The sequence below is a fragment of the Deinococcus sp. LM3 genome (genome assembly GCF_002017875.1).
GTDB lineage: Bacteria > Deinococcota > Deinococci > Deinococcales > Deinococcaceae > Deinococcus.
Map to the genome: position 1 here is coordinate 2,425,457 of NZ_MUFV01000001.1, position 23,551 is coordinate 2,449,007.

Consider the following 23,551-nt stretch of genomic DNA (forward strand, 5'->3'; position numbering starts at 1 on the left):
TGAAGCTCGCCCTGCCTGCCGCCCTGGCCCTGACCGTCTGCGCGGACGCCACCAGTGATCATACGGACTCCGATTGAATGGGCTGCAAAGACCGTTCAATCGGAGTCCGTGTCAATCCGGCGTCCGGGAACCATCCGCCCGCCGCCTGTCCAGTACCATGACGGTCATGACGAAAAGCATTTCCGATTTCCAGGATGAACACGGCCGCATCACCGGGTGGCCCAGCGACCGCCGCCGCGCGCACCAGCTCGCCATTCTCGATTACCTGACCGGGCTGTTCGAGCCGGGCGTGTCGTACGACCAGGGGCAGGTCGAGCAGATCCTGGCGGACCACAGCACCCTGGAAGACCCCAGCCTGCTGCTGAACGAACTGGTCGACAGCGACTACCTGGCGACCGAGGGCGGCGCGTACTGGCGTGCCGACGGTCGCCCCGGCGCGCGTGGCTAGAGCCCGCACGAACTACGTCTGCGGCAGTTGCGGGTACACCAGCGCCAAACCGCTGGGCCGCTGCCCGAACTGTCAGGCGTGGAATTCCTTCGAGGAGGAGGTTCCGGCCGCCGCGACCTCCTCGCGCGGCGGGGCGTACGGTGGCGTGGTGGGCGGGAAGCTCACGGCGCTGTCCACCGTGGGTCGCCGTGAGGAGCCGCGCGCGTCCAGCGGCATTCCGGAACTGGACCGCGTGCTGGGCGGCGGTCTGGTCGCCGGGGGCGTCACGCTGATCGGCGGCGAGCCGGGCATCGGCAAGAGCACCCTGCTGCTGCAGGTGGCCGACCGCGTGGCGAAACTGGGCGGCACCGTGCTGTATGTGGCCGGTGAGGAATCGCTGGAGCAGATCCGCCTGCGCGCCGACCGGCTGGGCGTGGCGCTGGACGGGGGCGCGGACATTCAACTGACCCGCGACACCCGCGCCGAGCACGTGGCCGCGCTGATGAGCGAGCACAAGCCCGCGCTGTGCATCGTGGATTCCATCCAGACCGTGACCGTGGAAGGCGAGGGGGCGCCCGGCGGCGTGGCGCAGGTCCGCGACGGCACCGCCCTGCTGACCCGCGCCGCCAAGGAAACCGGCACGGCCACCGTCCTGGTCGGGCACGTGACCAAGGACGGCACGGTCGCCGGGCCGAAAGTCATGGAGCACATCGTGGACACCACCGTGTTCCTCGAGACGGTCGGGTCGTTCCGGCTGCTGCGTTCGGTCAAGAACCGCTTCGGGCAGGCCGGTGAACTCGGCGTGTTCGAGATGCGCGGCGAGGGCCTGATCGCCATCGAGAACCCGTCGGCGGCGTTCCTGGCCGAGCGGCCCCTGGATGTGCCGGGCAGCGTCGTGGCCGCCACCATCGACGGGCAGCGGCCCATGCTGCTGGAAGTGCAGGCGCTGGCCAGCAAGACCCCGTACCCGAACGCCCGCCGGGTCGTGGTGGGCCTCGACCCGCGCCGGGTGGACGTGGTGCTGGCCGTGCTGGAACGCCGCCTGGACCTGACGCTGGGCGGCCTGGACGTGTACGTGAACCTCGCGGGCGGCCTGAAGGTCCCCGATCCGGGCCTGGACCTCGCGATCGCCCTGGCGATCTACTCCGCTGTGGTGGGCCGCGCCCTGCCCGGCAACGTCGCCGTGTTCGGCGAGGTCGGACTGGCGGGCGAGGTGCGCTCCACGACCGGCTCGATCCGCCGCGCCGAGGAAGCCCGCCGCGCCGGGTACACCCGCCTGATCGTCCCACCCGGCCTGGATGGCCACCCGGACGGCGTGAAAAGCGTCGAGGAGGCCGTCGCGCAGGTCTGGCAGGGCCGCGCGGCAGGCAGTCCGGGGGCGGGCAGCCGGAAACCCCGCGCGGGATAGGCGCGTACTGGACGGTATGAACACTGCCGTTCCGGTCGCGCCTGCCGCCTCGCCCGTCTGGTTCCGGGCGCTGAACTGGGTGGCCCCGTTGATGCTGATCGTGACCGCCTGGATTCCGGACGACGGGGCCAGCAAGCCCCTGCCGGTGGCGGGGAGCGTGTTCCTCACGCTGCTGGGCGTGGGACTGGGGGCGTTTTTCGCGCAGGTTCCGCGCCGACTGGCATACATCCTGACCGACACGGGCCTGCGCGTCAGCCGCTTCTCCGGCACCTTCGAGTGGCCGTACCGCGAGCTGCGCGTGCGCCGCACCGACGCGGGCCTGGGCTTGCGGGTCGGCGGCGTGGGCCTGCCCGGCTACTACACCGGCAACTACACTTTCACCGGCCCCGCCTACCGCAGCGTGCAGGCCATCGCGTCGAACACGCGCGGCGGCCTGATCGTCGAGCGGGGCGGCACGCCGTACTACCTGACGCCCGCCGACCCGGACGCCTTCGCGCAGGCGCTGACGGCGAGGGGCGTGCCCGTGCTGGGGTGAGGGCCGGTGCCGGGCGCATGACGGATGGGATAAACCGTGCGTTCCCTGGTGTGGTAGCCGCTATATGCCTTGACAGGAATATTCTGTTTGAGGCATAATAAGCGCAGAACAGAACGCACCAGAAGGAGGTCACGCGCCGCTTGAACCACCACACCTTCACCGCCCTGGCCGACCCGCACCGCTTCCAGATCGTCGAACTGCTGCGCGAACGGCCCCACAGCGTCGGCGAGATCGCTGACCGCCTCGGCCTGCGCCAGCCGCAGACCTCCAAGCACCTGCGCGTCCTCGTGGGCGCCGGACTGGTTCACATGCAACCCCAGGCCAACCGCCGCATCGCCCACCTGCGCCCCACACCCTTCCGCGATCTGGACGACTGGCTGACCCGCTACCGCCCCCTCTGGGAGGAGAGGCTCGACCGGCTCGACGACTACCTGAACACCCTCCCGCCCGAAGACCCCACACCCGACCCAGACGGGATTTGAGTGATTCCACGTCGTTCGGAGTCGCTGGATGGCCCCCTCCCCCTTCCGTCGCTTCGCTCCACGCGAGTCCCTCCCTGTCTGCTCCGCAGCTCTAGGAGTCCCACAAGGGGAGAGGGGACAACGGAACGCGATCAAGTTGGAAGCAAGTCACTTTAATTCTGTATCAGACGAACCCGGAGGTTCCCCATGACGCACGCCACGCTCGACCACCGCATCGAAGACGACCGCACCCTCGTCCTGGAACGGACCTTCGCCGCCACGCCCGAACGTGTGTTCGCAGCGTTCACGCAGGCCGAACACCTGCGCCACTGGTGGGGACCGCGCGGCTGGGAGCTCACGCACTGCACGGTCGACCTGCGCCCCGGTGGTCGCTGGCACTACTGCATGACCTGTACCGACCCCGCCCAGGGCGACTTCCACGGCATGCAGAGCTGGGGCCTGGGCGTGTACGAGCACATCGAGGCGCCCACCCGCCTGACCTACACCGACCATTTCAGCGACGAGCACGGCGCCATCAACGACCAGATGCCCGCCACGCTGGCCGACCTGACCTTCGAGGCCGTTCCCGGCGGCACCCGCGTCACCAGCCGTTCCACGTACGTCCGCCCGGAAGACCTGCAGGCCGTCATGGACATGGGCATGCTCCAGGGCATCACCGAAACCTGGGACCGCCTGGCCGAACACCTCGCCTGACCTGAACGGGCAGCGGCTTCCCGCCTTTATCGGGGGAGCCGCTGCCCGTTGCCTTATCGTACGGATTCCGTTTGTTTCGTTAACAGATCGGAACACCGCCGACCTGTCAACTCCACGTCCGGAACCCGCTTCGGCTCCTACTCGCTCCGCTCGGATTGAACGGCTTTGCAAGCCATTCAATCGGAGTCCGGATCAGTTCAGCGCGCCGATCTGGAACTGGAAGTTCGTGCCGTCGTAGTCGACGTTCAGGCTGCTGCTGTCCGGCACGTTCCCCTGAAGGATCTCGCGGGCCAGCGGCGTCTCGATCTCGCGGCTGATCGCGCGCTTGAGGGGGCGCGCCCCGAAGGCCGGGTCGTACCCGATCTGCGCGAGGCGGTCCTTCGCGGCGGCGGTCAGGTGCAGGCTCACGCGGCGCTCGGCGAGACGTTTGATCAGGCCGCGCATCTGGATGTCCACGATGCGGTGCAGGTCGGCGGCGGTCAGCGCGTCGAACACGATGATGTCGTCCACGCGGTTCAGGAACTCCGGGCGGAAGTGGCCCTGCAACTCGCCCATCACGGCGTCGCGGATATCGTCGGCGCTGTCGCCCCGGTGCTGCATCTCCAGGATCAGGGGAGAGCCGATGTTGCTGGTCAGGATGATCAGCGTGTTGCGGAAGTCCACGGTGCGGCCCTGCCCGTCGGTCAGGCGGCCGTCGTCCAGCACCTGAAGCAGGACATTGAACACGTCCGGGTGCGCCTTCTCGATCTCGTCGAACAGCAGCACGGCGTAGGGGCGGCGGCGCACGGCCTCGGTCAGCTGGCCGCCCTCCTCGAAGCCCACGTAGCCGGGAGGCGCGCCGATCAGGCGGGCGACGGTGTGTTTCTCCATGTACTCGCTCATGTCGATGCGCACCAGGGCGTCCTGACTGTCGAACAGGAATTCCGCCAGCGCCTTGGCCAGCTCGGTCTTGCCCACGCCGGTCGGCCCGAGGAACATGAAGCTGCCCAGCGGGCGGTTCGGGTCGCTGAGGCCCGCGCGGCTGCGGCGGATGGCGTCCGCGACGCTCACGATGGCGCGGTCCTGCCCGATCACGCGGTGATGCAGCTGCGCCTCGAGCTTCAGGAGTTTCTCGCGTTCGCCCTCCATCAGTTTGTTCACCGGGATGCCGGTCCAGCGGCTGACCACCGACGCGATGTCCTCCTCGGTCACCTGCGTGTGCGCGAACTCGGCGCCCTTGAGTTTCTGCTCGAGTTCCTGCACCTCTTTTTCCAGCTGCGGCAGGGTCCCGTATTCCAGTTCGGCGGCGCGTTGCAGGTCGTAGTCGCGGCGGGCCTTCTCGATGTCCGTGCGCACCTGATCCAGCGACTCGCGTTTCTCGCGCAGCGCAGCGACCTCGTGCCGCTCGGCTTCCCAGCGGGCGCGCACGTCGCCCAGCTCGTCGGTCAGGCTCTTCAGGGTGCTCTCGATGTCCAGCAGGCGGTTCTGGCTGTCCTGATCCTTCTCGCGCCTGAGGGCCTCGCGTTCGATCTCCAGCTGCAACTTGCGGCGCTCGAGCTGATCGATGCGCTCCGGGCTGCTTTCCAGCGCCATGCGCAGGCGCGCGGCGGACTCGTCGATCAGATCGATGGCCTTGTCCGGCAACTGCCGGTCCGTGATGTAGCGCTGCGAGAGCTGCGCGGCGGCCACCAGCGCCGGGTCGGTGATCTCCACGTTGTGGTGCACCTGATAGCGTTCCTTGATGCCGCGCAGGATGGAAATCGTGTCCTCGACGCTGGGTTCGTCCACGAACACCGGCTGGAAGCGGCGTTCCAGCGCGGGGTCCTTCTCGATCTCGCGGTACTCGCTGAGGGTCGTCGCGCCGATCAGGTGCAGTTCACCACGCGCCAGGGCCGGCTTGAGCATGTTGCCGGCGTCCGGGCTGCCCTCGGTCTTGCCCGCCCCGACGATGGTGTGAATCTCGTCCACGAACAGGATGACCTCACCGGCCGAGGCGATCACCTCGTCGATCACGCCCTTGAGGCGTTCCTCGAACTCCCCCCGGAACTTCGCGCCCGCCAGCAGGCTGCCCATCTCCAGGCTGACGATCCGTTTGTTCTTCAGTCCGTCGGGCACGTCACCCTTCACGATGCGGATGGCGAGGCCCTCGGCGATGGCGGTCTTGCCCACGCCGGGTTCGCCGATCAGGACCGGGTTGTTTTTGGTGCGGCGCAGCAGGATCTGCATGGCGCGGCGGATCTCCTCGTCGCGGCCGATGACGGGGTCGAACTTGCCGTCGCGGGCGCGCTGGGTGAGGTCGGTGCCGTACTTGGCGAGGGCGTCGAACTGCTGTTCACTGGTCTTGGTCGTCACGGTCTTTCCTTTGCGCTGCTCGTTCACGGCGCGGTTCAGGTCGGTCTCGCTGGGCAGGCCCCGGCCCCGGTACTCGCCGCGCAGGGCCAGCAGCAGCGCGTCGGCCGCCACGAAGGAATCACCCAGCTGTCCGGCCAGGGTGTCAGCCCGTCCGAAGGCGCGGCTCAGGGCCGGGTCGAGGTACAGGTTGTCGCCGCCGCCCTGCACGCGCGGAAGCTTCGAGAGTTCGGCGTCCAGCGCGGCGCGGATCTGCGTCAGGTTGCCCCCGGCCAGCGTCAGGGCGCGCGCGGCGGTGTCGTTGTCGGTCAGGGTACGCAGGACATGGGTGGGCGTCAGGTTCTGGTGGCCGCTCTGCTGCGCGAGCGTCTGCGCCTGCTGCACGGCCTGGGTAGTGGCCTCGGTGAAACGGTCGGGATTCAAGTCGGGAACCTCCGGGAGTGGGGGAATGGCTGCTCGGTCAACTGCCTTCATTCTGAAACTTGAGTCGGGTTGTGTCAAGTTTATTGCGGATGATTAATGGTGACCCAGGTGACTGCTGCCCGAGCCCCTGCCAGCCCCCGGATGCACCCACCACACATGACCAGCCACCGGTCTCGTTTCGGATTGATGGGTTTATAAGCCACTCATACGGACTCCGATTGAACGGGCTGCAAAGCCCATTCAATCCGAGCGGACTCGTAGAGCTGTGCCGCAGAGCGAGTAGGAGAACAATGGGTTCCGGACGTGGAGCTGGCAGATCGGTGGTGTTCCGATCTGTCAGCGAAACAAACGGAATCCATCAATCGGAATCTGCGTCTACACCCGTAGCACGCAGAGGCCCGGTCCCTGCCGGACAGTAATCGGCGGGAACCGGGCCTGCGACAGCGGTGTTCAGTGCCACCCCGGAGCCAGGAACACGCCCCTCAATGGCACTGAAAACCGCTGCGATAACAGAATTCGGAGGAGTTCAGCGCGACAGGATGAAGTTCTTGCCCGTAGCGGGATCGAGTACGTGCAGTGCGCCGTTGAACCACACGAGCAACTGGGTGCTGCCCGGCACGGCGTACAGCATGGTGTTGCGCGCCTGCCCACGCTCCAGCGGCGTTCCCTTCATCGCCTGGATGACACTCCTGTTCCCGGTGGCCGGGTCGATCTTGACCAGCGAGAACGGCGCGTCGAGCACCTGCTCCTGGGTGGTGTACAGCGAACCGCCGCTGTACACGAGCATGCTGCCGATATGCGCGTCCCCCTGCCCTTTCTTGAACGCCTGTGCGCCCCCCTCGTGCGTCTGACCGGAAACGAGGCGGCGCTCGCCCGTCTGGGTATCCACGCTCACGACCACGTAGTTGGGGTTGGGGCCGCCGCTGGCATACAGGGTGGTGCCGTTCGCCGCGAACGCCCCGAACAGCGGGCCGCTGCCCATCTCGCTGCTCGTCCAGGGAATCCCGCTGCCCTGGATGTTCTCACCGTTGTTGGCGAAGCGCGACACCGAAGTGCAGCGGTAATCGTTCTTGGCGTCCAGCTTGAACAGGGCGAAACCGGCCCCCAGAGGGTTGTTGTTCCCGAACATGTAGATACTGCCGGCACTGTCAACGTGCATGTACTTGATCGGCACGGCCGGACGGGCCGCCGCCGCGTCGTTCTGCCGGCAGAAGTACCCGTTACCGAACGACGTGTTCGGTCCGCTGCTCGCCTGAGCGGCTGCGGGGGCTGGTGCCGATCCGCCCAGCAGACCCCCCAGCAGACCGCCGAGGTTCCCGACGGGCGTCTTGATGTTCGGAATCGCCGGAGCGGCCGGCAGGTTCGCGGCCGGAGTGGCGGCGCGCGGATCGGCGAATTTAACTTCCACGCTGTCCCGCACGCGGGTGTCGCTGCTGGTCACCGGCGTCCACAGCAGGGTGCGGTTCCCGGTGGCCGGGTCGATCCGGATGACCTGCCCGTTGTTCGCCACGAGCGAGCCGTCCGGCAGGGGTTTGACGTCAAAAATGTCCCCCAGGTGGTACAGGTCCAGCTGATCACGGTCCCCCTGAACCTTGACGCCGTTGCCCACCCGCTCGACCGTGTTCAGGTAACCGCTGACCACGCGCCGGTCGCCGGTGTTCAGGTCCACGGACATCACGGCCCCGAACGGATCGGTGTTGCGCAGCGTCTCGACCGCCACGATCAGGGACTTGCCGTCCGGTGTGACGAAGCCGCCCCGCAACTGCTCGTACCCTCCCTGGTAGAAGGTCGGGCCGTTGCCGATCGTTCCGGCTCCTGCCGGCATGGAGACCGGCACGCAGCGGGCGTCGGTGGGCGACTGGGTGCAGTTCACGCTGGGAAGGGCCGAAGCGGGGGCCAGCGAGAGGGCGGAAAGTGCAATGGTCAGCGTCAGAAGTGGCTTCATGGACAACCTCCAGGGGTGGGCGACCCTGCCACACGGCAGGGGCCAGGGCGCGTTCAGGGAATGAACGTGTCCAGCAGAACGTCGAACGGCAGCCCGGATGCGCCGTCTCTTACCTGACTTCAGGTCAGGCCGGAGTATACGGTGTGGTACGCACCGCCGCCGCCGCACCTGCACTTGACGTGGTGCGGTCCAGCGATTACAGGCGCCGCCCGCCTACCGGGGCGTCCACGTTCCGCTGACCAGCTCCATCATGCCGGTTCCCCTGGCCTGCTCTCCGGCCCACACGCCCGACACCTCGATCGGCCCTTCCCAGTACGCGATGCGGGTACTGCGGCTCAGGAGTTCCTGCTCGCGCCGCACGGCCCGCACGGTCAGGTCGAACTCGTCCGAGACCAGCTGCCAGCCCAGCGTGTACTTCCGGCCCTGCGGACTGATCCACTCCTCGCCCGGAACGGCCCGCAGACCTCTGACGGCCCTCACGCTCCCGTCCGGCTCCACCACGCTCCCGATCAGCTGCGCGACCGTTCCGTCCAGCCGCCGCACCCGGTACACCATCAGGTCCCGCCCGCCGTCCAACTGCACGCTGAACCAGTCCCACAGCGCCGTCTGCCCCGGAATCTGGTTGCCCCACTGATGATCCAGCCACGCCTCGCCCTGCACGGCCCGGCCGTTCACGGACCCGGTCAGGGTCAGGCGCGTGATTCCCTGGTAGAACAGCACCCCGGTGTCTGCGCTGCCGCTGAAGCCCGGCGGGTGCAGCACCGGCCCCTTCACGGGCGTCAGCGTCAGGTCCAGCGGCCCGGCCTTCAGGGTCATGGGCGCGGTCGGCTGCGGCCCCGCCTGATACGGACTCCGATTGAATGGGCTGCAAAGACCGTTCAATCCGAGCGAAGCGAGAAGGAGAGAAACGGGTTCCGGACGTGGAGTTGGCAGATCGGTGGTGTTCCGATCTGTTAACGAAACAAACGGAATCCGTATGAGTCAGCGTCCACGCGCCCTGACGGATGCGCAGGGGCGGGAACGCCACCTCGCCCGTGTCCGGCGACTGCTCCAGGAACGTCACCTGCCCCGAGCGCAGGTCCGTGACCGCCACGTGCGAGATGAACACCGGGAACGGCACGCGCGGGTCACGCACCCGGAACTGCGCCCAGTGTAGCGCCAGCCCCTCGCCGGGCAGGTAGGAACTCACGTACCACCATTCCATCGGGTTCTCGTGCGCACCGAAGTCCGTCGCCGCCGGCAGGACCGCCGGATTCACGGTCGTCTGCACGGGCGCGCACCCGCTCAGGAGAAGGGCCGCCAGCACTGGAATCAGGTTCAGACGCATCGGCATCAAGCGTAACCGACCGGCCGTTCGCCTGTGGCTGCAGATGGCGGGTGGCGGATGGCGGATGGCACCACTCTCCACTCCCCACTGCCTCCCGCCTCTCCACACAAGAACCGACCCCCCAGTCTCCCGGAGGGTCGGCCCAGTCGCGCCTGAACGTTACTCGTCGCCGAGGTATGCCTTGCGGACGCTCTCGTCCTGCGCGATGTCGGCCGCGTTGCCGGAGAGTTTGATCTCGCCGGTCTGCAACACGTACGCGCGGTGCGCGATCTGCAGGGCCATGTTCGCGTTCTGCTCGACCAGCAGCACGGTCGTGCCGCGTTCCTGGTTCAGTTTCACGATGATGTCGAAGATCGCTTCCACGAACAGCGGCGACAGGCCCATGCTGGGCTCGTCCAGCAGCAGCAGGCGCGGGTTGACCATCAGGGCGCGGGCGATGGCCAGCATCTGCTGCTCGCCGCCGGACATGGTGCCGCCCAGCTGACCCTCGCGTTCCTTCAGGCGCGGGAAGAACCCGAAGCCCTCCTGAATGCGGCTCTCGATCAGGGCGCGGTCGGTGACGCTGTACGCACCCACATCGAGGTTCTCGCGGACGGTCATGTCCTTGAAGATCCGCCGTCCCTCCGGCACGTGGCTGATGCCCTTGTTCAGGATGTGATGCGCGGGAATCCCGGCGATGTTCTGTCCCTCGAAGGTCAGGCTGCCGCTGCGGGGTTTCATCATGCCGCTGATGGTGCGCAGGCTGGTGGTCTTGCCCGCGCCGTTCCCGCCGATCAGGGCGACGATCTCGCCCTCGTTCACGGTCATGGAGACGCCCTTGAGGGCGTGAATGTGGTCGTAGTACGTGTGGATATCCTGCAGTTCCAGCATGGGTTTGGCCTTAGACATGGGGACGCTCTTCCTTCCCGTACTCGCCGGCGGCGGCGCCGCGGCCCAGGTACGCTTCCATCACGCGGGGGTCGTTGCGGACCTGATGCGGCAGGCCCTCGCTGATCTTCGAGCCGTAGTCCAGCACGGTGATGCTCTCGGACAGGGTCATCACGAGGCGCATGTCGTGCTCGATCAGGCACACGGTGACGCCCAGCTCGTCGCGGATGCGGCGGATCAGGGCCTTGAGGTCCTCGGTCTCGCGGGGGTTCATCCCGGCGGCCGGTTCGTCCAGCAGGATCAGTTTCGGGGTGGTCGCCAGGGCGCGCGCGATTTCCAGTTTGCGCTGGTCACCGTACGGGAGGTTCGTGGCGAGTTCGTTGCGCCACCGGCCCAGCCCCACGAAGTCCAGCATGATGCGCGCCGCGTCCCGCGCTTCCTGCTCGGACTGATGGAATCTCTTCGTGCGCAGCATGGCGTCCACGAAGGTGCTTTTCAGGCGGGAGTGGCGGCCCACCATGATGTTCTCCTCGCTGGTCATGCTGGAGAACAGCCGGATGTTCTGGAAGGTCCGGGCAATCCCGGCTTCCGTCACCTGATCCGGGCGCAGGCCCACCAGTTCACGCCCGGCCAGTCGGATGGAGCCGCTGGTGGGTTCGTAGATGCCGGTGATCATGTTGAAGAAGGTGGTCTTGCCCGCGCCGTTCGGGCCGATCACGCTGATGATGCTGCGTTCGGGGATGTTCATGGTCACGTCGTTCACGGCGGTCAGACCACCGAAGACTTTCGTGACGCCCGTCACTTCGAGGATGTTGCCGCTCACCTGCTGCCCCCTGCCTTGTCGTCTTCCTTGGCCGGGGCGTACCCGGCGCTGTACACGTCGCCGCCGCCCTTGCCGAGCGCGCCGGCGTTGCCCTGGGCACTGTCGTCTTCCTGATGGTCCTCGTGGTGCAGTTCCAGTTGCCGCCTCCGGTTGGGCAGCAGGCCCTCGGGGCGCAGCAGCATCATGGCGACCAGGATCGCGCCGAAGATCAGGCGCTGCAGCTGGCCGGGGTTCACTTCCTGCGGGATGCCCAGGTTGGCGGTCGCCTCGCCCAGGCCCGGCAGGATGCGCAGGTTCAGCAGCGTCACGACGGCCGCGCCCAGGATCACGCCGGGGAACGATCCCATGCCGCCCAGGATGACCATGGCCAGCACCATGATGCTCTGGTTCAGCACGAAGCTCTCGGGGCTGATGAAGGTCTGTTTCGCGGCGAAGATCATGCCCATGACCCCCGCGAAGCTCGCGCCGGTCGCGAAGGCGATCAGTTTGGTCTGCATGAGCGGCACGCCCATGGCCTGCGCGGCGACCTCGTCGTCACGGATGGCGATCCAGGCGCGTCCGATGCGGCTGCGGTCCAGGCGCACGTTCACGAGCAGCACCACCCCGATCACGACCAGCACCAGCGCGTACAGGAACAGCAGGTAGTGCTGATCCTCCGCGAAGCCCAGGGCGCCCGCCGCCGCGTTGAACCACGGAACCGACGCGGTCCCGATGGGCGTGATGCCCTGCGACCCGGCCGAGTACAGGTCCAGGTTGTTCGCCAGCACGCGGATCACTTCACCCAGGCCCAGCGTGATGATCGCCAGGTAGTCGCCCTTGAGTTTCAGGACCGGCAGGCCGATCAGGACGCCCACGATGGCGGCTGCCATGATGCTCAGGGCCAGGAACAGCCAGAAGAACCCGGGGTTGATCCCGGCCTCCAGCGAGTCGGCGCTGCCGGACAGCAGGACCATCATGGCGCGCAGGGTCAGGGTCAGGCCGGCGACCGCGCCCAGGCTCGCCAGTCGGAAACTCCAGGTGGTTGTGGCGGTCGGGGCGGTGCGGGCGGTCAGGCGCGAGATGTACACCAGACTGGCGATCGTCACGACCAGCAGGAACAGCCCGATGGCGAGCGTCCCGGCGTTCGTGGCGCCCGGATTCTCACCGTAGTAGCGCAGCACCTCCGCGAAGCGCGGGCTGGCGAAGATGCCCCACAGGTAGGCGCCCACCGCGAAGAACGCGATGTACCCCAGGTCCAGCAGGCCCGCCAGACCCACCACGATGTTCAGGCCCAGGGCCAGCGCCGCGAAGATCATGATCTGGATGCTCAGGTCCAGCAGGCTGGTGTCCTCGCGGCCGGCGAGCGGCAGCACGAACAGCAGACTGCCGACGCCCACCAGCGCCCGCGCCCACGGGGCGGCGTTCCACAGGTACGCGAACAGCACGTTCGCCAGGAACAGGCTGACGAACAGGGCTTCCACGATGGGGTTTTTCAGGAAGCCGCCCAGGGAGCCCATGGATTCCATCAGCGGGGCGTTGTGCGAGGCCAGCAGGATGCCGCTGGTGATGATGAAGAACACCATCAGCAGCAGGGTGCGGTCCGGCTGACCGTTGCGCGGGAGATTCTTGAAGGGGTTGGGTGTGGACGTGGGGGCGGTCATACTTTCTCCACGTTGCTCTTGCCGAGCAGGCCGGTGGGTTTGAAGATCAGGATCAGCACCAGCGCGATGAAGGCACCCAGTTTGCTGTACGAGTCGTCGATGACGCCCAGGTTCGCGATGCCCAGCACCTCACCGAACACGTTCGTCACGCCGATCAGTTTTTCCAGCACGCCCAGCAGCAGCCCGCCCAGCACCGCGCCGGGAATCGAGCCGATGCCGCCCAGCACGGCGGCCGTGAAGGCGGTCACGCCGGGAATGAAGCCGCTGTAGGCGTTGATGGTGCCGAACTTCATGCCGAACAGCACGCCGCTGATGCCGCCGAGCGCCCCGCCGATCAGGAAGGTGGCGCTGATCATGCGGTTGGCGTCGATGCCCATCAGGCCGGCGGTCACGCGGTCCTGCGCGACGGCGCGGATGGCCTTGCCCAGGCGGGTGCGGTTCACGATGTAGTTCAGGACCGCGAGGCTCAGCAGCGACACCACGACCAGGATCACGTCCTTGAGTTGCAGGCTCACGCCGATGCCGGTCAGGAACTTCCCGACGGGCGCGCAGGTGCTCTCGGCGCCGCAGAACGGCGCGGAGAACCCGTTCGGCAGGGTGTACGTCAGGTCGAAGCGGCCCTGGAAGCCCTCAATGACCCGCAGCACGTCCTGAAGGATCAGCGACACGCCGATGGCGGTGATCAGCGGCACGAGGCGCGGCGAGTTCCGCAGCGGCCGGTACGCGAGGCGCTCGATCACTACGTTCAGCAGGCCCGAGATGGTCATGGCCGCGACCAGCGCGATCACCAGCTTCAGGTAGCCGTTCATCTCGACCGGGGCCAGAACGCGGAAGACCTCGAAGCCCACCACGGCGCCCGTGACGAACACCTCCGAGTGCGCGAAATTGATGAGCTGCAGCACGCCGTACACCATGGTGTACCCCAGCGCGATGATGGCGTACACGAAGCCGAGCACCAGCCCGCCTGTGATCACGCCGACCAGGAAGGTCAACAACGTCGCAAAATCCAAAACAACCAACTCCTTTAACTCAGGTATCCGGACCTGGGGTCCGGGGCCGCCGTCTGCGGGCCTGCCGGGGTGGCAGTTCCGCGCAGGCCGGCGGTGAAACGAAGGGAGAAGCGACCGGGGCACAGCGGGAAACTCCACGTTTCACCTGGCTTTCCCCGGTCGGCGGTGACCGTCCTCTGCTGGACAGGGTCCTTGCCTGACGTGTCCGTCCCTACCTGCGCGCCGGGTCAACAGTGGGAACGCAGGCGGGGCCGAGCACATAGGCCCGGCCCCAGGATGGTACGGGGAACTGTCATACAGGAGGTCGCGTGTATAGACGCGGCCCGGAACAGCCGCCTTACTGCTTGACGGGTTTGACGGGGATGCTGGTGCTGAGCTTGAACTTGCCGGCCGTGACGTTCATCACGTACAGCGTGCCGGCCTTGCGGTCGCCGACCGAGTTGAAGGCCACGTTGCCGGACAGCAGGCCCGTGAAGCTGCCCTTGCGGATGGCGCTTTCCACCTGCGCGCGGCTGGGGACCTTGTTGCCGTTGGCGCGGGTCGCGTTCAGCACGCCCTGCAGCACGACCTTGGCCGCGTCGTAGCCGAAGGCGCCGAAGCCCTGGGCGTCGTCGTTGAAGGTCTTCTTGTAGTTGGCGGCGAACACCTTCGCGGCGGGCAGCGCGTCGATGGGCGCGGCGACGGTCGTGAAGTAGATGTTGTTCGCGTTGGCCGCGCCGACGATCACGGGCAGTTCGCCGCTGTCGAGGCCGTCGCCGCCGACCACGGGGGTCGCGACGCCGCTTTCACGCAGCTGCTTGATGAACACGCCCACCTGGTTGTAGATGCCGCCGAAGTAGATGGCGTCGGGTTTCTGCAGCTTGATCTTGGCGATGATGCTGGAGAAGTCGCTCTTCTCCTCGGTGCCTTCGTTGGCGCTGACCGTCACGGCCTTGGCTTTCAGGGCCTTCTCGACTTCCTTGGCCAGACCCTCGCCGTAGGCGGTCTTGTCGTTCAGGATGTAGACCTTCTTGGCCTTCAGGGTGCCGCTGATGAAGTTCGCGCCGGCGGGGCCCTGCGAGTCGTCACGGGCGACGATGCGGTTCATGTTGCTCAGGCCGCGGTCGGTCACGCCGTTGGCGGTGTTGGCAGGGGAGACCATGGCGACCTTGCTGGAGACCAGCGCCTGGCTGGCGGGGATCGCCACGCCGGAGTTCAGGGTGCCGACCACGGCCAGGATCTGGCGGTCGGCGGCGATCTTGCGGGCGGCGGCGGTGCCGGTGGCGGGGTCGGCCTGGTCGTCGTAGGGCACGAGGACGAGGTCGAAGCCGAGTTTCTTGAACTGGGCCTTGTACTCGTTGACGGCCAGCTGGGTGCCGTTGCGGATCTGGGTGCCCAGGTCGCTCTGGCCGCCGGACAGCGGGCTGAGGCTGGCGATCTTGATGGTGGTCTGGGCGGACGCGCTGCCGAGGGCGAGGGCTGTCAGGACGGTGAGGCTCAGGGCGGTTTTCTTCATGGGTCCTCCAGATATGGGTACACGTCGGGCCTGAATAGCCCGGGTGCGGTGTAGTGATGCCGAGATTCTATGGACCGCTTTAGGTCATGTCAATGCGTCACTCATGAGGACCATTGAAATGATTCTGACAAGACCACCCTGATACCACACGCAGATTGCTCTACGGCGGCACTAAATGGCAACTGTGTTGCGCTGTGTGGCGGTACTGAATTCGGAAAGGTTGATTCTATGAAGTGGAACGCAAGATGCACCTGTCCAGCTCAGGGCTCCACCCCCATTCGATGAAGGCAGCTGACCCCGCAGACACAACGCAGGGACCGCCACCATCCGGCGACCGGCCCCCGGTTCAGAACAGAGCGGGGAGAACGGCACGGGCGTTCGCAGTCCCATGCCGTTCTCCCCGCCCGGCGGCGCTCGGCCGGTGCGCCCGCTTCAGATCAGGTCGAGGTAGCGGTCCAGTTCCCACTGGTGCACGGCGGCGCTGTACTCGCGCCACTCGGCGCGTTTGGCGGCCACGAAGTGATCCATGACGTGCTCGCCCAGCGCGCGGCGCATGATCTCGTCCTTCTCCAGTTCCTCGACCGCCTCGCGCAGGTCGGTGGGCAGCTCCTTGACACGGTGGTGGCGTTTCTCGCGGACCGTCATCTTGAAGATGTTGCGCTGGATGGCCGGCGCGGGCTCCAGGTTCTGCTCCATGCCGTCCAGCCCGGCGGCCAGCATCACGGCCAGCGCCAGGTAGGGGTTGCAGCTCGGGTCGGGCATGCGCAGCTCGGCGCGCGTGGAGTTGCCGCGCTTGGCCGGAATGCGGATCAGGGCCGAGCGGTTGCTGGTACTCCAGGCCACGTTCACCGGCGCCTCGAACCCCGGCACCAGCCGCTTGTAACTGTTGACCAGCGGGTTGGTGATGGCCGTCATGCCGCCCGCGTGGTCCAGCAGACCCGCGATGAACTGTTCGGCCGTGCGCGACAGGCCGTACTCGCCGGCCGGGTCCGCGAAGGCGTTCACGCCGTCCCGGAACAGGCTCAGGTGGCAGTGCATGCCGCTGCCGTTCACGCCGGGAATCGGTTTGGGCAGGAACGACGCCAGCAGCCCGTACTCCAGCGCCACGCGCTTGACCACGAACTTGAACGTCGCGATGCGGTCGGCGGTCTCCAGCGCCGGGGCGTAGCGGAAGTCGATCTCGTGCTGGCCCGGCGCGACCTCGTGGTGCGCGGCCTCGATCTCGAAACCCATCTCGACGAGTTTGTTGGTGATCTCGCGGCGGATGCGCTCGCCCTTGTCGATGGGTGCCAGATCGAAGTACCCGGCGCGGTCGTGCGTGACGGTGCTGCCCAGCCCGGCGGGTGTGCGCTCGAACAGGAAGAATTCCGGCTCGGTGCCCACGAACATCTCGAAGCCCAGCGCCTGAGCCCGCGCGATCTGCCGCTTGAGCACCTGCCGGGGGTCGCCCTCGAAGGGCGTGCCGTCCGGCAGCGCCACGTCGCAGATCAGGCGGGCGACCCGGCCGCGCTCGCCTTCCTCACGGGAGAACTGCGGGTAGATCAGGAAGGTCCGCAGGTCCGGGCGCAGCAGCATGTCGGACTCCTCGACGCGCGTGAAGCCCTCCACGGCGCTGCCGTCGAAGGTCACGTCGCCGTTCAGGGCCTTCTGGAACTGCGACTTGGGGACCTCGACGTTCTTGGTGGCTCCCAGGATATCGGTGAACTGCAGCCGCAGGAACTTGACCTCGGCTTCCTGCAGGCGGGCCAGGATGCTCTCGCGCGTGGGGCCGTCAGGCTGGGCGGAACGGTCCGGTGTCTCGGAAGGGACCGGTGTGGCGGGGCGGCTGGAGCGGGTGGGCATCTGAAACGGACCTCCGGAAGAAGTGAATGCAGCGGTACGGCAGCGGAAACAGGTTGGAGCGCGGGCCGTGCCTGTTCAGCGGCAGACGCGCCGCCTGCCGGCACACCACCCGGTCGTCCCGAAATGGTACGACCTTCCCAGCCGTCCGTCACCCCGCGCGTCGGCCGGCCCTGACTGCTGCCCACAGATTGTTCCGTTCGATCTGCGTGACCGTGCGAATCTGGCCTGACAATCTGCAGGATCGACCCGCCAAACCCCCATAAAAACGGGGCGCGGCGGCATCTTGTTCAGAAGAATACGTTGACCGCATGAAAAGACCCTCCTATACTCGCGGGCAGTGAGCGGGTCATACGGACCGGCGCGGCGTGAGATCACGGGATGCCCCCACGCCCGCACCAACGGCCCAGGCCCGCACCAGGGAGCGACATGAACCAGGACTTCGACGTCAACTCGGCCGCACGCAACTGGCGCGTGGAAACCACCCCCTCCGCCTCCCCGCTGGAAGTCGTGAACGACCTGTTCGCCAGTGACGTGCTGACCCTCGAACAGCTCAAGGCCCGCCTCAGCAAGAGCGCCTACAAGAGCCTGCAGGGCACCGTGGAACGCGGCGCGCAACTCGACGCCAGCATCGCCGACACCGTCGCGCTGGCCATGAAGACCTGGGCCATGGAAAAGGGCGCCACCCACTACACCCACTGGTTCCAGCCGCTGACCGGCTCCACCGCCGAGAAACACGACTCCTTCCTGAACCCCGCCGGTGACGGCGTGGCCATCATGTCCTTCTCCGGCAAGGAGCTCATCCAGGCCGAGCCCGACGCCAGCTCCTTCCCGTCCGGCGGCCTGCGCGCCACCTTCGAGGCGCGCGGCTACACCGCCTGGGACCCCTCGTCCCCGGCGTTCATCGTCCGGCACGCCAACGGCGCGACCCTGTGCATCCCCAGCGTGTTCGCCTCCTGGACCGGCGAGGCCCTGGACCTCAAGACCCCGCTGCTGCGCTCCATCGAGGCCCTGAACAGCGCCGTCACGCCCGCCCTGGAACTGTTCGGCGCCAGCGCCGGCACCCGCGTCGGCAGCAGCCTGGGCGCCGAGCAGGAGTACTTCCTGATCGCCGAGGAGTACTACTACCGCCGCCCCGACCTGGTCATGACCGGCCGCACCCTGTTCGGCGCCAAACCCCCGCGCGGCCAGGAACTCGAGGACCACTACTTCGGCGCCATTCCCGACCGGGTCCTGAGCTTCATGACCGACGCCGAGATGCAGCTGTACGCCCTGGGCATCCCGGTCAAGACCCGCCACAACGAGGTCGCGCCCGGCCAGTTCGAGATCGCCCCGATCTTCGAGCACTCCAACATCGCCGCCGACCACCAGCAGCTGATCATGCAGGTCCTGCGCACCACCGCCCGCAAGTACGGCCTGGTCTGCCTGATGCACGAGAAACCCTTCGCGGGCGTCAACGGCAGCGGCAAGCACTGCAACTGGAGCATGGCCACCAACGCCGGCGAGAACCTGCTGGAACCCGGCGACACCCCCCACGAGAACATGCAGTTCCTGTTCTTCTGCACCGCCGTCCTGAAAGCCGTCGATACGCACCAGGACCTGCTGCGCGCCTGCGTCGCCAGCGCCAGCAACGACCACCGCCTCGGCGCGAACGAGGCCCCGCCCGCCATCATCTCCATCTTCCTGGGCAGCGAACTGACCGACATCTTCGAGCGCATCGTCAGCGGCCAGGGCGGCAGCGGCAAGTCCGCCGGCCTGATGGGCCTGGGCAGCTCGGTCCTGCCCGAGATTCCCGTGCACGCCGGGGACCGCAACCGCACCAGCCCGTTCGCCTTCACCGGCAACAAGTTCGAGTTCCGCGCGGTCGGCTCCTCGCAGAGCATCAGCTTCCCCATCACGGTCCTGAACGCCATCGTCGCCGACAGCGTCTCGGAACTCACCGCCGACCTGAAAGCCAGACTGGACGCCGGCCTGAGCCTCGACGAGGCCGTCACGGAAGTCGTCAAGAGCACCTACCAGAAGTACCAGCGCATCGTCTTCAACGGCGACGGCTACAGCGACGCCTGGCACGTGGAAGCCGAGAAGGAACGCGGCCTGCTGAACCTGCGCACCACCCTCGACGCCATCGAGCACCTCAGCAACGAGAAGAACGTGGGGCTGTTCGGCAGGCTGGGCATCCTGAACGAACGCGAACTCGCCGCCCGTCAGGAAATCATGTACGACATCTACTTCAAGACCGTGAACATCGAGGGTGAAACCACCGAGTACATGGCCCAGACGCAGATCCTGCCCGCCGCCCTGAACTACCTCGCGGACCTCGGCAAGGTCGGCAGCAGCCGGGCCGCCCAGGGCGTGACCACCGAGGTCAGCGCCGCCGCCGACGACCTGTTCGACGCCATTCAGGCCCTGCGCGCCCAGAACGAGGCGCTCGGCGGTGAGGAAGTCCACGAGAAAGCCCACCACATGCGCGACCACGTCCTGCCCGCCATGAACGACGTGCGCGCCGCCGCCGACAAGCTCGAGAAGGTCGTCAGCAGCAAGCTCTGGCCGCTGCCCACCTACCGCCAGATGCTCTTCGTCAAGTAATACGGACTCCGATTGAATGGGCTGCAAAGCCCGTTCAATCCGAGCGAAGCGAGTAGGAGAAAAACGGGCTCCGGGCGTGCAGCTGGCAGATCGGTGGTGTTCCGATCTGTCAGCGAAACAGACGGCAGTTCGTACAAGTCCCGCCAGGGGAGGCAGTAGGAAATGGGGAGGAAGTGCCTCACTGCCCACTTCCCCCTCCGCCCCGGATACACCACCCGGCGAACCCCAGTGACCCGTCCTGCTTCTGCGCAGGCGGGTCACTCCTTGCTGGGCACTCTGCGTTTCCCAGTTTCAGTCCTGTCCCCGCCACGCGGAGTAAACTGCGGGCGTGTTGAATCTGCTTCGCCGCCCCGCCGTCACCCCCGCCGAACTGGACGAGGGGCTGCGGGCGCTGGGACTGGACGGGTCGCAGCACGTGATCGTGCACGCCAGCCTGAAGTCCTTCGGAACGCTGGACGGCGGCGCCCGGACGGTCGTGGACGCCCTGGCCGCGCGCACGGCGACCCTGGTGGCTCCGGCGTTCACGTACTCGACGCTGCTGTCCCGGCCGACCTCGACCACGCACGCCCGCTTTCACCGGGACAGCCGCGTCAGCCGCGACATCGGGCGGGTGTCGCAGGAGATCGTGGACCGCGCCGCCGCGCTGCGGTCCTTCCACCCGACCCTGAGTTTCATCGCGCTGGGCAGCGAGGCCGGGCGCATCACGCAGGCGCAGTCCCTGAGCAGTCCGTACCAGCCGGTCGGGGCGCTGTACGACCTGAATGGGTACGCGCTGCTGATGGGGGTGGATTTCGGCAGCAACACCAGCGTGCATTACGGTGAGCACCTCGCGGGGATGCCGCTGCTGACGCGTTACGTGCCGCTGGACGGGCAGGTGCTGCCCACCGCCTTCCCGAACTGCTCGGCGGACTTCGATCATCTGGCGCCCGAGGTGCACCTGGGACTGCGTAGCGCGCAGGTGGGATCGTGCACCCTGCGCCTGTACCGCGTGCGGGACCTCGTGGACGCCACGGTGCGCCTGCTGAACCGCGACCCGGAGGCGCTGCTGTGCACGTACCGGGGCTGCCGCTGCCAGGAAGTGCGGACACTGGTGCGCGCGCAGGGCCTGACGCCGCGCGCGCATACGGGCCTGATCAGTTGAAGGGCGTCCTCACAGGCCCGGTCAGCTGAGGTGTATCTTCACGGGCCCGGTCAGCTGAGGCGTTTCTCGCTGGAGTGACCGGGGCGCACGCGCAGGTCCGGGCGGACGTGATGCGCGGCGTGATTGGCTGCTACGGCGGCCTGCGCCAGCCCCACCGAGATCAGCTTGAAGTCCTGCCCGGACGCCGCGAGGTCGCCCACCACGAACACGCCCGGCAGCGCGGTGCGACCATCGGGGCCGTCGGGGACGTACTCGCCCTGCCATTGCAGCGGCCAGCTCTGGAGCGGGCTCAGGTCCGGCAGGTACCCGTTCAGGATCAGGACCGTGTCGGCCGGCACGTCGCGGGGCTGGCCGTCCACCGTGAGGGCCGCGCCGGTCGGTGTGACGTTCAGCAGCACGGCCGGGGCCAGGACCGTCAGCTGACCGCTGCGCCCCGCCTCATTCAGGGCGTCCAGTTCGGCGGGACTGCCCCGGAAGCCGGCGCGGCGGTGCGTGAGGGTCACCTGCGCGCCCGCCTGCGCGAGTTCCAGCGCGGCGCGGGTGGCCTGCGGCACGCCGCCCACGATCAACACGCGGCGGCCCGCGAGCCTGGCCGGGTCCGGCACGTCCGTCCGTACGTCCGGGTGCGTGCCGGGCACGCGGGCCTCGCGGGGCAGCAGCGCGCCCAGTCCGGCCGCCAGGATCACGGCGCCCGTCCGAAAGGTTCGCGGGCCATCCGCGCCGGTCGTGCCGACGCGCCAGCCGTCACCGTCGGGTTCCAGCGTGCGGGCCAGGGTGCCGGGCCGCAGCTGCACGGGCAGGCCGTCCAGTTGCCGGACCAGTCCGGCGATCACGTCGGCGGCGGGCGTGGCGGGCAGGCCCGGCACGTCGTACACCCGGCGGTCCGGGTACAGCGCGGTCAGCTGCCCGCCGGGTTCGTGCCGGGCGTCCAGCACGGTCACGTTCAGGCCGCGCCACGCGGCGTAGAAGGCGGCGTGCAGTCCGGCGGGGCCGGCACCAATGACCAGCACGTCGGCGTCACGTTCGGCGGGAAGGGCGGGTGCGGGGGCGTTCATGCGGCGAGTATGCCAGAACGCCCCCCCGCCCCCGCATGCGCGGGGTGATCAGCCCTGGCGGTGGCCGAGCATCATCTCGCGGTGCACGATCTTGCGGCGGGGGCGGCCCTCGGCCTGCCCGGTCGCCACTTCGTGCGCGTCCAGTGCCTGCCAGTCCGCGAAGGAGTACACGGGGACGTTCCGACCGGCCAGCAGGGCGTCCACGGCCTCGCGGGTGGGGTGGGCCGCGCCGGGCAGTTTCCCGCCGTGCACATCGGCCAGCAGTTGCGCGACGGTGTCGGTGGCGTCCTTGCGGTTGGTGCCGACCACGCCGCTCGGGCCGCGCTTGATCCACCCGGCGGTGTACTCGCCCACGCGGCCCTCCACGCGGCCTTCCTCGTTGGGAATCACGCCGCGCCGCTCGTCGAAGGGAACGCCGGGCAGCGCCACGCCCCGGTACCCGACCGAGCGCAGCACCATCTGCACGGGCAGCACCTCGTACTCGCCGGTGCCGACCGCGTTGCCGCTTTCGTCCAGGCGGTTGCGTTCCACTTTCAGGCCGCCCACGTGGCCGGTGCCGTCGTCGATGATCTCGGTGGGGGAGACCAGGAAGCGCAGGTGCACGCGGCGGGGTTTGCCCTCGCGTTCACGGGCGGCGAAGTCGCGCAGCACCTCGATGTTCTTCTTCTTCACGTTGTCGGTCACAGCGGCTTCCTCCGCCTCGGTCAGGGCGATCTCGGCGGGGTCCACGACGGGTTCGGATTCGTGCAGTTCGCCGAATTCACGCAGTTCCTTGGTCGTGAAGGCCGCCTGCGCCGGGCCACGCCGACCCAGGATCCACACGTCCTTCACGGCGCTGTGTTCCAGGGCGTCCAGGGCGTGGGGGGCGATGTCGCTACTGCGCAGTTCCTGCGTGGTCTTGGCGAGGATGCGGCTCACGTCGAGCGCCACGTTCCCCACGCCGACCACGGCCACGCCACCGGCGCTAAGGACCATCTCGCGGGCGGCGGCGTCTGGGTGGCCGTTGTACCACGCGACGAACTCGGTGGCGCTCATGGAGCCGGTCAGGTCCTCGCCGGGAATGCCCAGGCGGCGGTCGCTGCTGGCGCCGACCGTGTACAGAATGGCGTCGTAGTGGGTCAGGGCGTCCTGGTGGGTCAGGTCTGTGCCGAATTCCACGTTGCCCAGGAAGCGCACGCGCGGGTCGCCGAGGGTCTTCTCGAAGCCGCGCGTGACGCTCTTGATGGTCAGGTGGTCGGGCGCCACGCCGTAGCGCACCAGACCGTAGGGGGTGGGCAGGCGGTCGAACACGTCGATGTCGACGTTCAGGTCGCTTTTCAGCAGGGCTTCGGCGGCGTAGATGCCACTGGGGCCGCTGCCGATCACGGCGACGCGCAACGGACGTTCGGGGGTGACTGTCAGGCTCATGTGGTTGAGTCTAAAGGTCAACTGCTTGGGGGGGAATGGCAACGCGGCCCGCTGTCCAGCCCGGATGGTGTCACGTGGACGGAAACACGGGGCAGGTCCCACACGAAAACGCTGCCCGTC

General features: G+C 67.7%; 19 protein-coding genes. 8 read left to right on the top strand and 11 right to left on the bottom strand.

What is annotated here, in order from left to right:
• The first annotated feature begins 166 nt into the window (after positions 1–166).
• The 5 genes from BXU09_RS11405 to BXU09_RS11425 all read left to right on the top strand — a co-directional run bounded on the left by BXU09_RS11405 (position 167) and on the right by BXU09_RS11425 (position 3,545).
• Complete coding sequence (locus BXU09_RS11405) at positions 167–448, top strand: DUF2087 domain-containing protein (protein WP_055362714.1); 282 nt, start codon at positions 167–169, stop codon at positions 446–448.
• On the top strand, positions 441–1,835 hold the full coding sequence (radA, locus tag BXU09_RS11410) for a DNA repair protein RadA (RefSeq protein WP_078304982.1): 1,395 nt from the start codon (positions 441–443) through the stop codon (positions 1,833–1,835). The genes BXU09_RS11405 and radA overlap by 8 nt, the downstream gene beginning before the upstream one ends.
• 16 nt (positions 1,836–1,851) lie before the next feature.
• On the top strand, positions 1,852–2,370 hold the full coding sequence (locus BXU09_RS11415; RefSeq protein WP_078302703.1) for a PH domain-containing protein: 519 nt from the start codon (positions 1,852–1,854) through the stop codon (positions 2,368–2,370).
• Positions 2,371–2,510: 140 nt separating this feature from the next.
• Positions 2,511–2,852 carry a metalloregulator ArsR/SmtB family transcription factor gene (locus BXU09_RS11420; protein ID WP_078302707.1) on the top strand — a complete coding sequence of 114 codons (342 nt, stop codon included), beginning with the start codon at positions 2,511–2,513 and terminating at the stop codon, positions 2,850–2,852.
• Between the two features lie 186 nt (positions 2,853–3,038).
• Positions 3,039–3,545: an SRPBCC domain-containing protein gene (locus BXU09_RS11425; RefSeq protein ID WP_078302710.1), complete on the top strand. Its 507-nt coding sequence runs from the start codon at positions 3,039–3,041 to the stop codon at positions 3,543–3,545.
• A 192-nt stretch (positions 3,546–3,737) separates the two neighbouring features.
• Here BXU09_RS11425 and clpB read toward each other — a convergent pair whose 3' ends face one another.
• The 3 genes from clpB to BXU09_RS21925 all read right to left on the bottom strand — a co-directional run bounded on the left by clpB (position 3,738) and on the right by BXU09_RS21925 (position 9,057).
• Positions 3,738–6,296 (bottom strand): ATP-dependent chaperone ClpB, encoded by a 2,559-nt coding sequence (gene clpB, locus BXU09_RS11430; protein WP_078302714.1) that lies wholly within the window; start codon positions 6,294–6,296, stop codon positions 3,738–3,740.
• A 526-nt stretch (positions 6,297–6,822) separates the two neighbouring features.
• Positions 6,823–8,241 carry a hypothetical protein gene (locus BXU09_RS11435; protein ID WP_144012086.1) on the bottom strand — a complete coding sequence of 473 codons (1,419 nt, stop codon included), beginning with the start codon at positions 8,239–8,241 and terminating at the stop codon, positions 6,823–6,825.
• A 213-nt stretch (positions 8,242–8,454) separates the two neighbouring features.
• Positions 8,455–9,057, bottom strand: a complete 603-nt coding sequence (locus BXU09_RS21925; RefSeq protein WP_078302726.1) for a lipocalin family protein — start codon at positions 9,055–9,057, stop codon at positions 8,455–8,457.
• 160 nt (positions 9,058–9,217) lie between these two features.
• On the opposite strand from BXU09_RS21925, the gene BXU09_RS21930 reads away from it, so the two are divergent.
• Complete coding sequence (locus tag BXU09_RS21930) at positions 9,218–9,397, top strand: hypothetical protein (protein ID WP_276205839.1); 180 nt, start codon at positions 9,218–9,220, stop codon at positions 9,395–9,397.
• Positions 9,398–9,727: 330 nt separating this feature from the next.
• Here the strand turns inward: BXU09_RS21930 and BXU09_RS11455 are convergent, their stop codons facing one another.
• The 6 genes from BXU09_RS11455 to glnA form a co-directional block, all read right to left on the bottom strand.
• On the bottom strand, positions 9,728–10,456 hold the full coding sequence (locus BXU09_RS11455; RefSeq protein ID WP_144012087.1) for an ABC transporter ATP-binding protein: 729 nt from the start codon (positions 10,454–10,456) through the stop codon (positions 9,728–9,730).
• Entirely contained in the window at positions 10,449–11,258 is an 810-nt protein-coding gene (locus BXU09_RS11460; protein ID WP_099748900.1) for an ABC transporter ATP-binding protein, read from the bottom strand. The genes BXU09_RS11455 and BXU09_RS11460 overlap by 8 nt, the downstream gene beginning before the upstream one ends.
• Positions 11,255–12,898, bottom strand: a complete 1,644-nt coding sequence (locus BXU09_RS11465) for a branched-chain amino acid ABC transporter permease (protein WP_078302738.1) — start codon at positions 12,896–12,898, stop codon at positions 11,255–11,257. Before BXU09_RS11465 ends, BXU09_RS11460 begins: the two co-directional genes overlap by 4 nt.
• Positions 12,895–13,908, bottom strand: coding sequence for a branched-chain amino acid ABC transporter permease (locus BXU09_RS11470; protein WP_078302740.1), 1,014 nt, complete (start codon positions 13,906–13,908; stop codon positions 12,895–12,897). The genes BXU09_RS11465 and BXU09_RS11470 overlap by 4 nt, the downstream gene beginning before the upstream one ends.
• A 337-nt stretch (positions 13,909–14,245) precedes the next feature.
• Positions 14,246–15,403 carry a branched-chain amino acid ABC transporter substrate-binding protein gene (locus tag BXU09_RS11475; protein ID WP_078302744.1) on the bottom strand — a complete coding sequence of 386 codons (1,158 nt, stop codon included), beginning with the start codon at positions 15,401–15,403 and terminating at the stop codon, positions 14,246–14,248.
• A 432-nt stretch (positions 15,404–15,835) separates the two neighbouring features.
• Positions 15,836–17,245: a type I glutamate--ammonia ligase gene (glnA, locus tag BXU09_RS11480; protein WP_078302746.1), complete on the bottom strand. Its 1,410-nt coding sequence runs from the start codon at positions 17,243–17,245 to the stop codon at positions 15,836–15,838.
• 426 nt (positions 17,246–17,671) lie between these two features.
• Between glnA and BXU09_RS11485 the strand changes: the two genes are divergently transcribed.
• Both BXU09_RS11485 and BXU09_RS11490 read left to right on the top strand, forming a co-directional pair.
• Positions 17,672–19,828, top strand: a complete 2,157-nt coding sequence (locus BXU09_RS11485) for a glutamine synthetase III (protein ID WP_078302748.1) — start codon at positions 17,672–17,674, stop codon at positions 19,826–19,828.
• Positions 19,829–20,156: 328 nt separating this feature from the next.
• On the top strand, positions 20,157–20,969 hold the full coding sequence (locus tag BXU09_RS11490) for an AAC(3) family N-acetyltransferase (RefSeq protein WP_078302751.1): 813 nt from the start codon (positions 20,157–20,159) through the stop codon (positions 20,967–20,969).
• 50 nt (positions 20,970–21,019) lie between these two features.
• On the opposite strand, the gene BXU09_RS11495 is transcribed toward BXU09_RS11490, so the two are convergent.
• Together BXU09_RS11495 and BXU09_RS11500 are read right to left on the bottom strand one after the other, a co-directional pair.
• On the bottom strand, positions 21,020–22,024 hold the full coding sequence (locus BXU09_RS11495; RefSeq protein ID WP_078302753.1) for an NAD(P)/FAD-dependent oxidoreductase: 1,005 nt from the start codon (positions 22,022–22,024) through the stop codon (positions 21,020–21,022).
• Between the two features lie 48 nt (positions 22,025–22,072).
• Complete coding sequence (locus tag BXU09_RS11500) at positions 22,073–23,431, bottom strand: FAD-dependent oxidoreductase (protein WP_078302756.1); 1,359 nt, start codon at positions 23,429–23,431, stop codon at positions 22,073–22,075.
• Positions 23,432–23,551 lie beyond the last annotated feature (120 nt).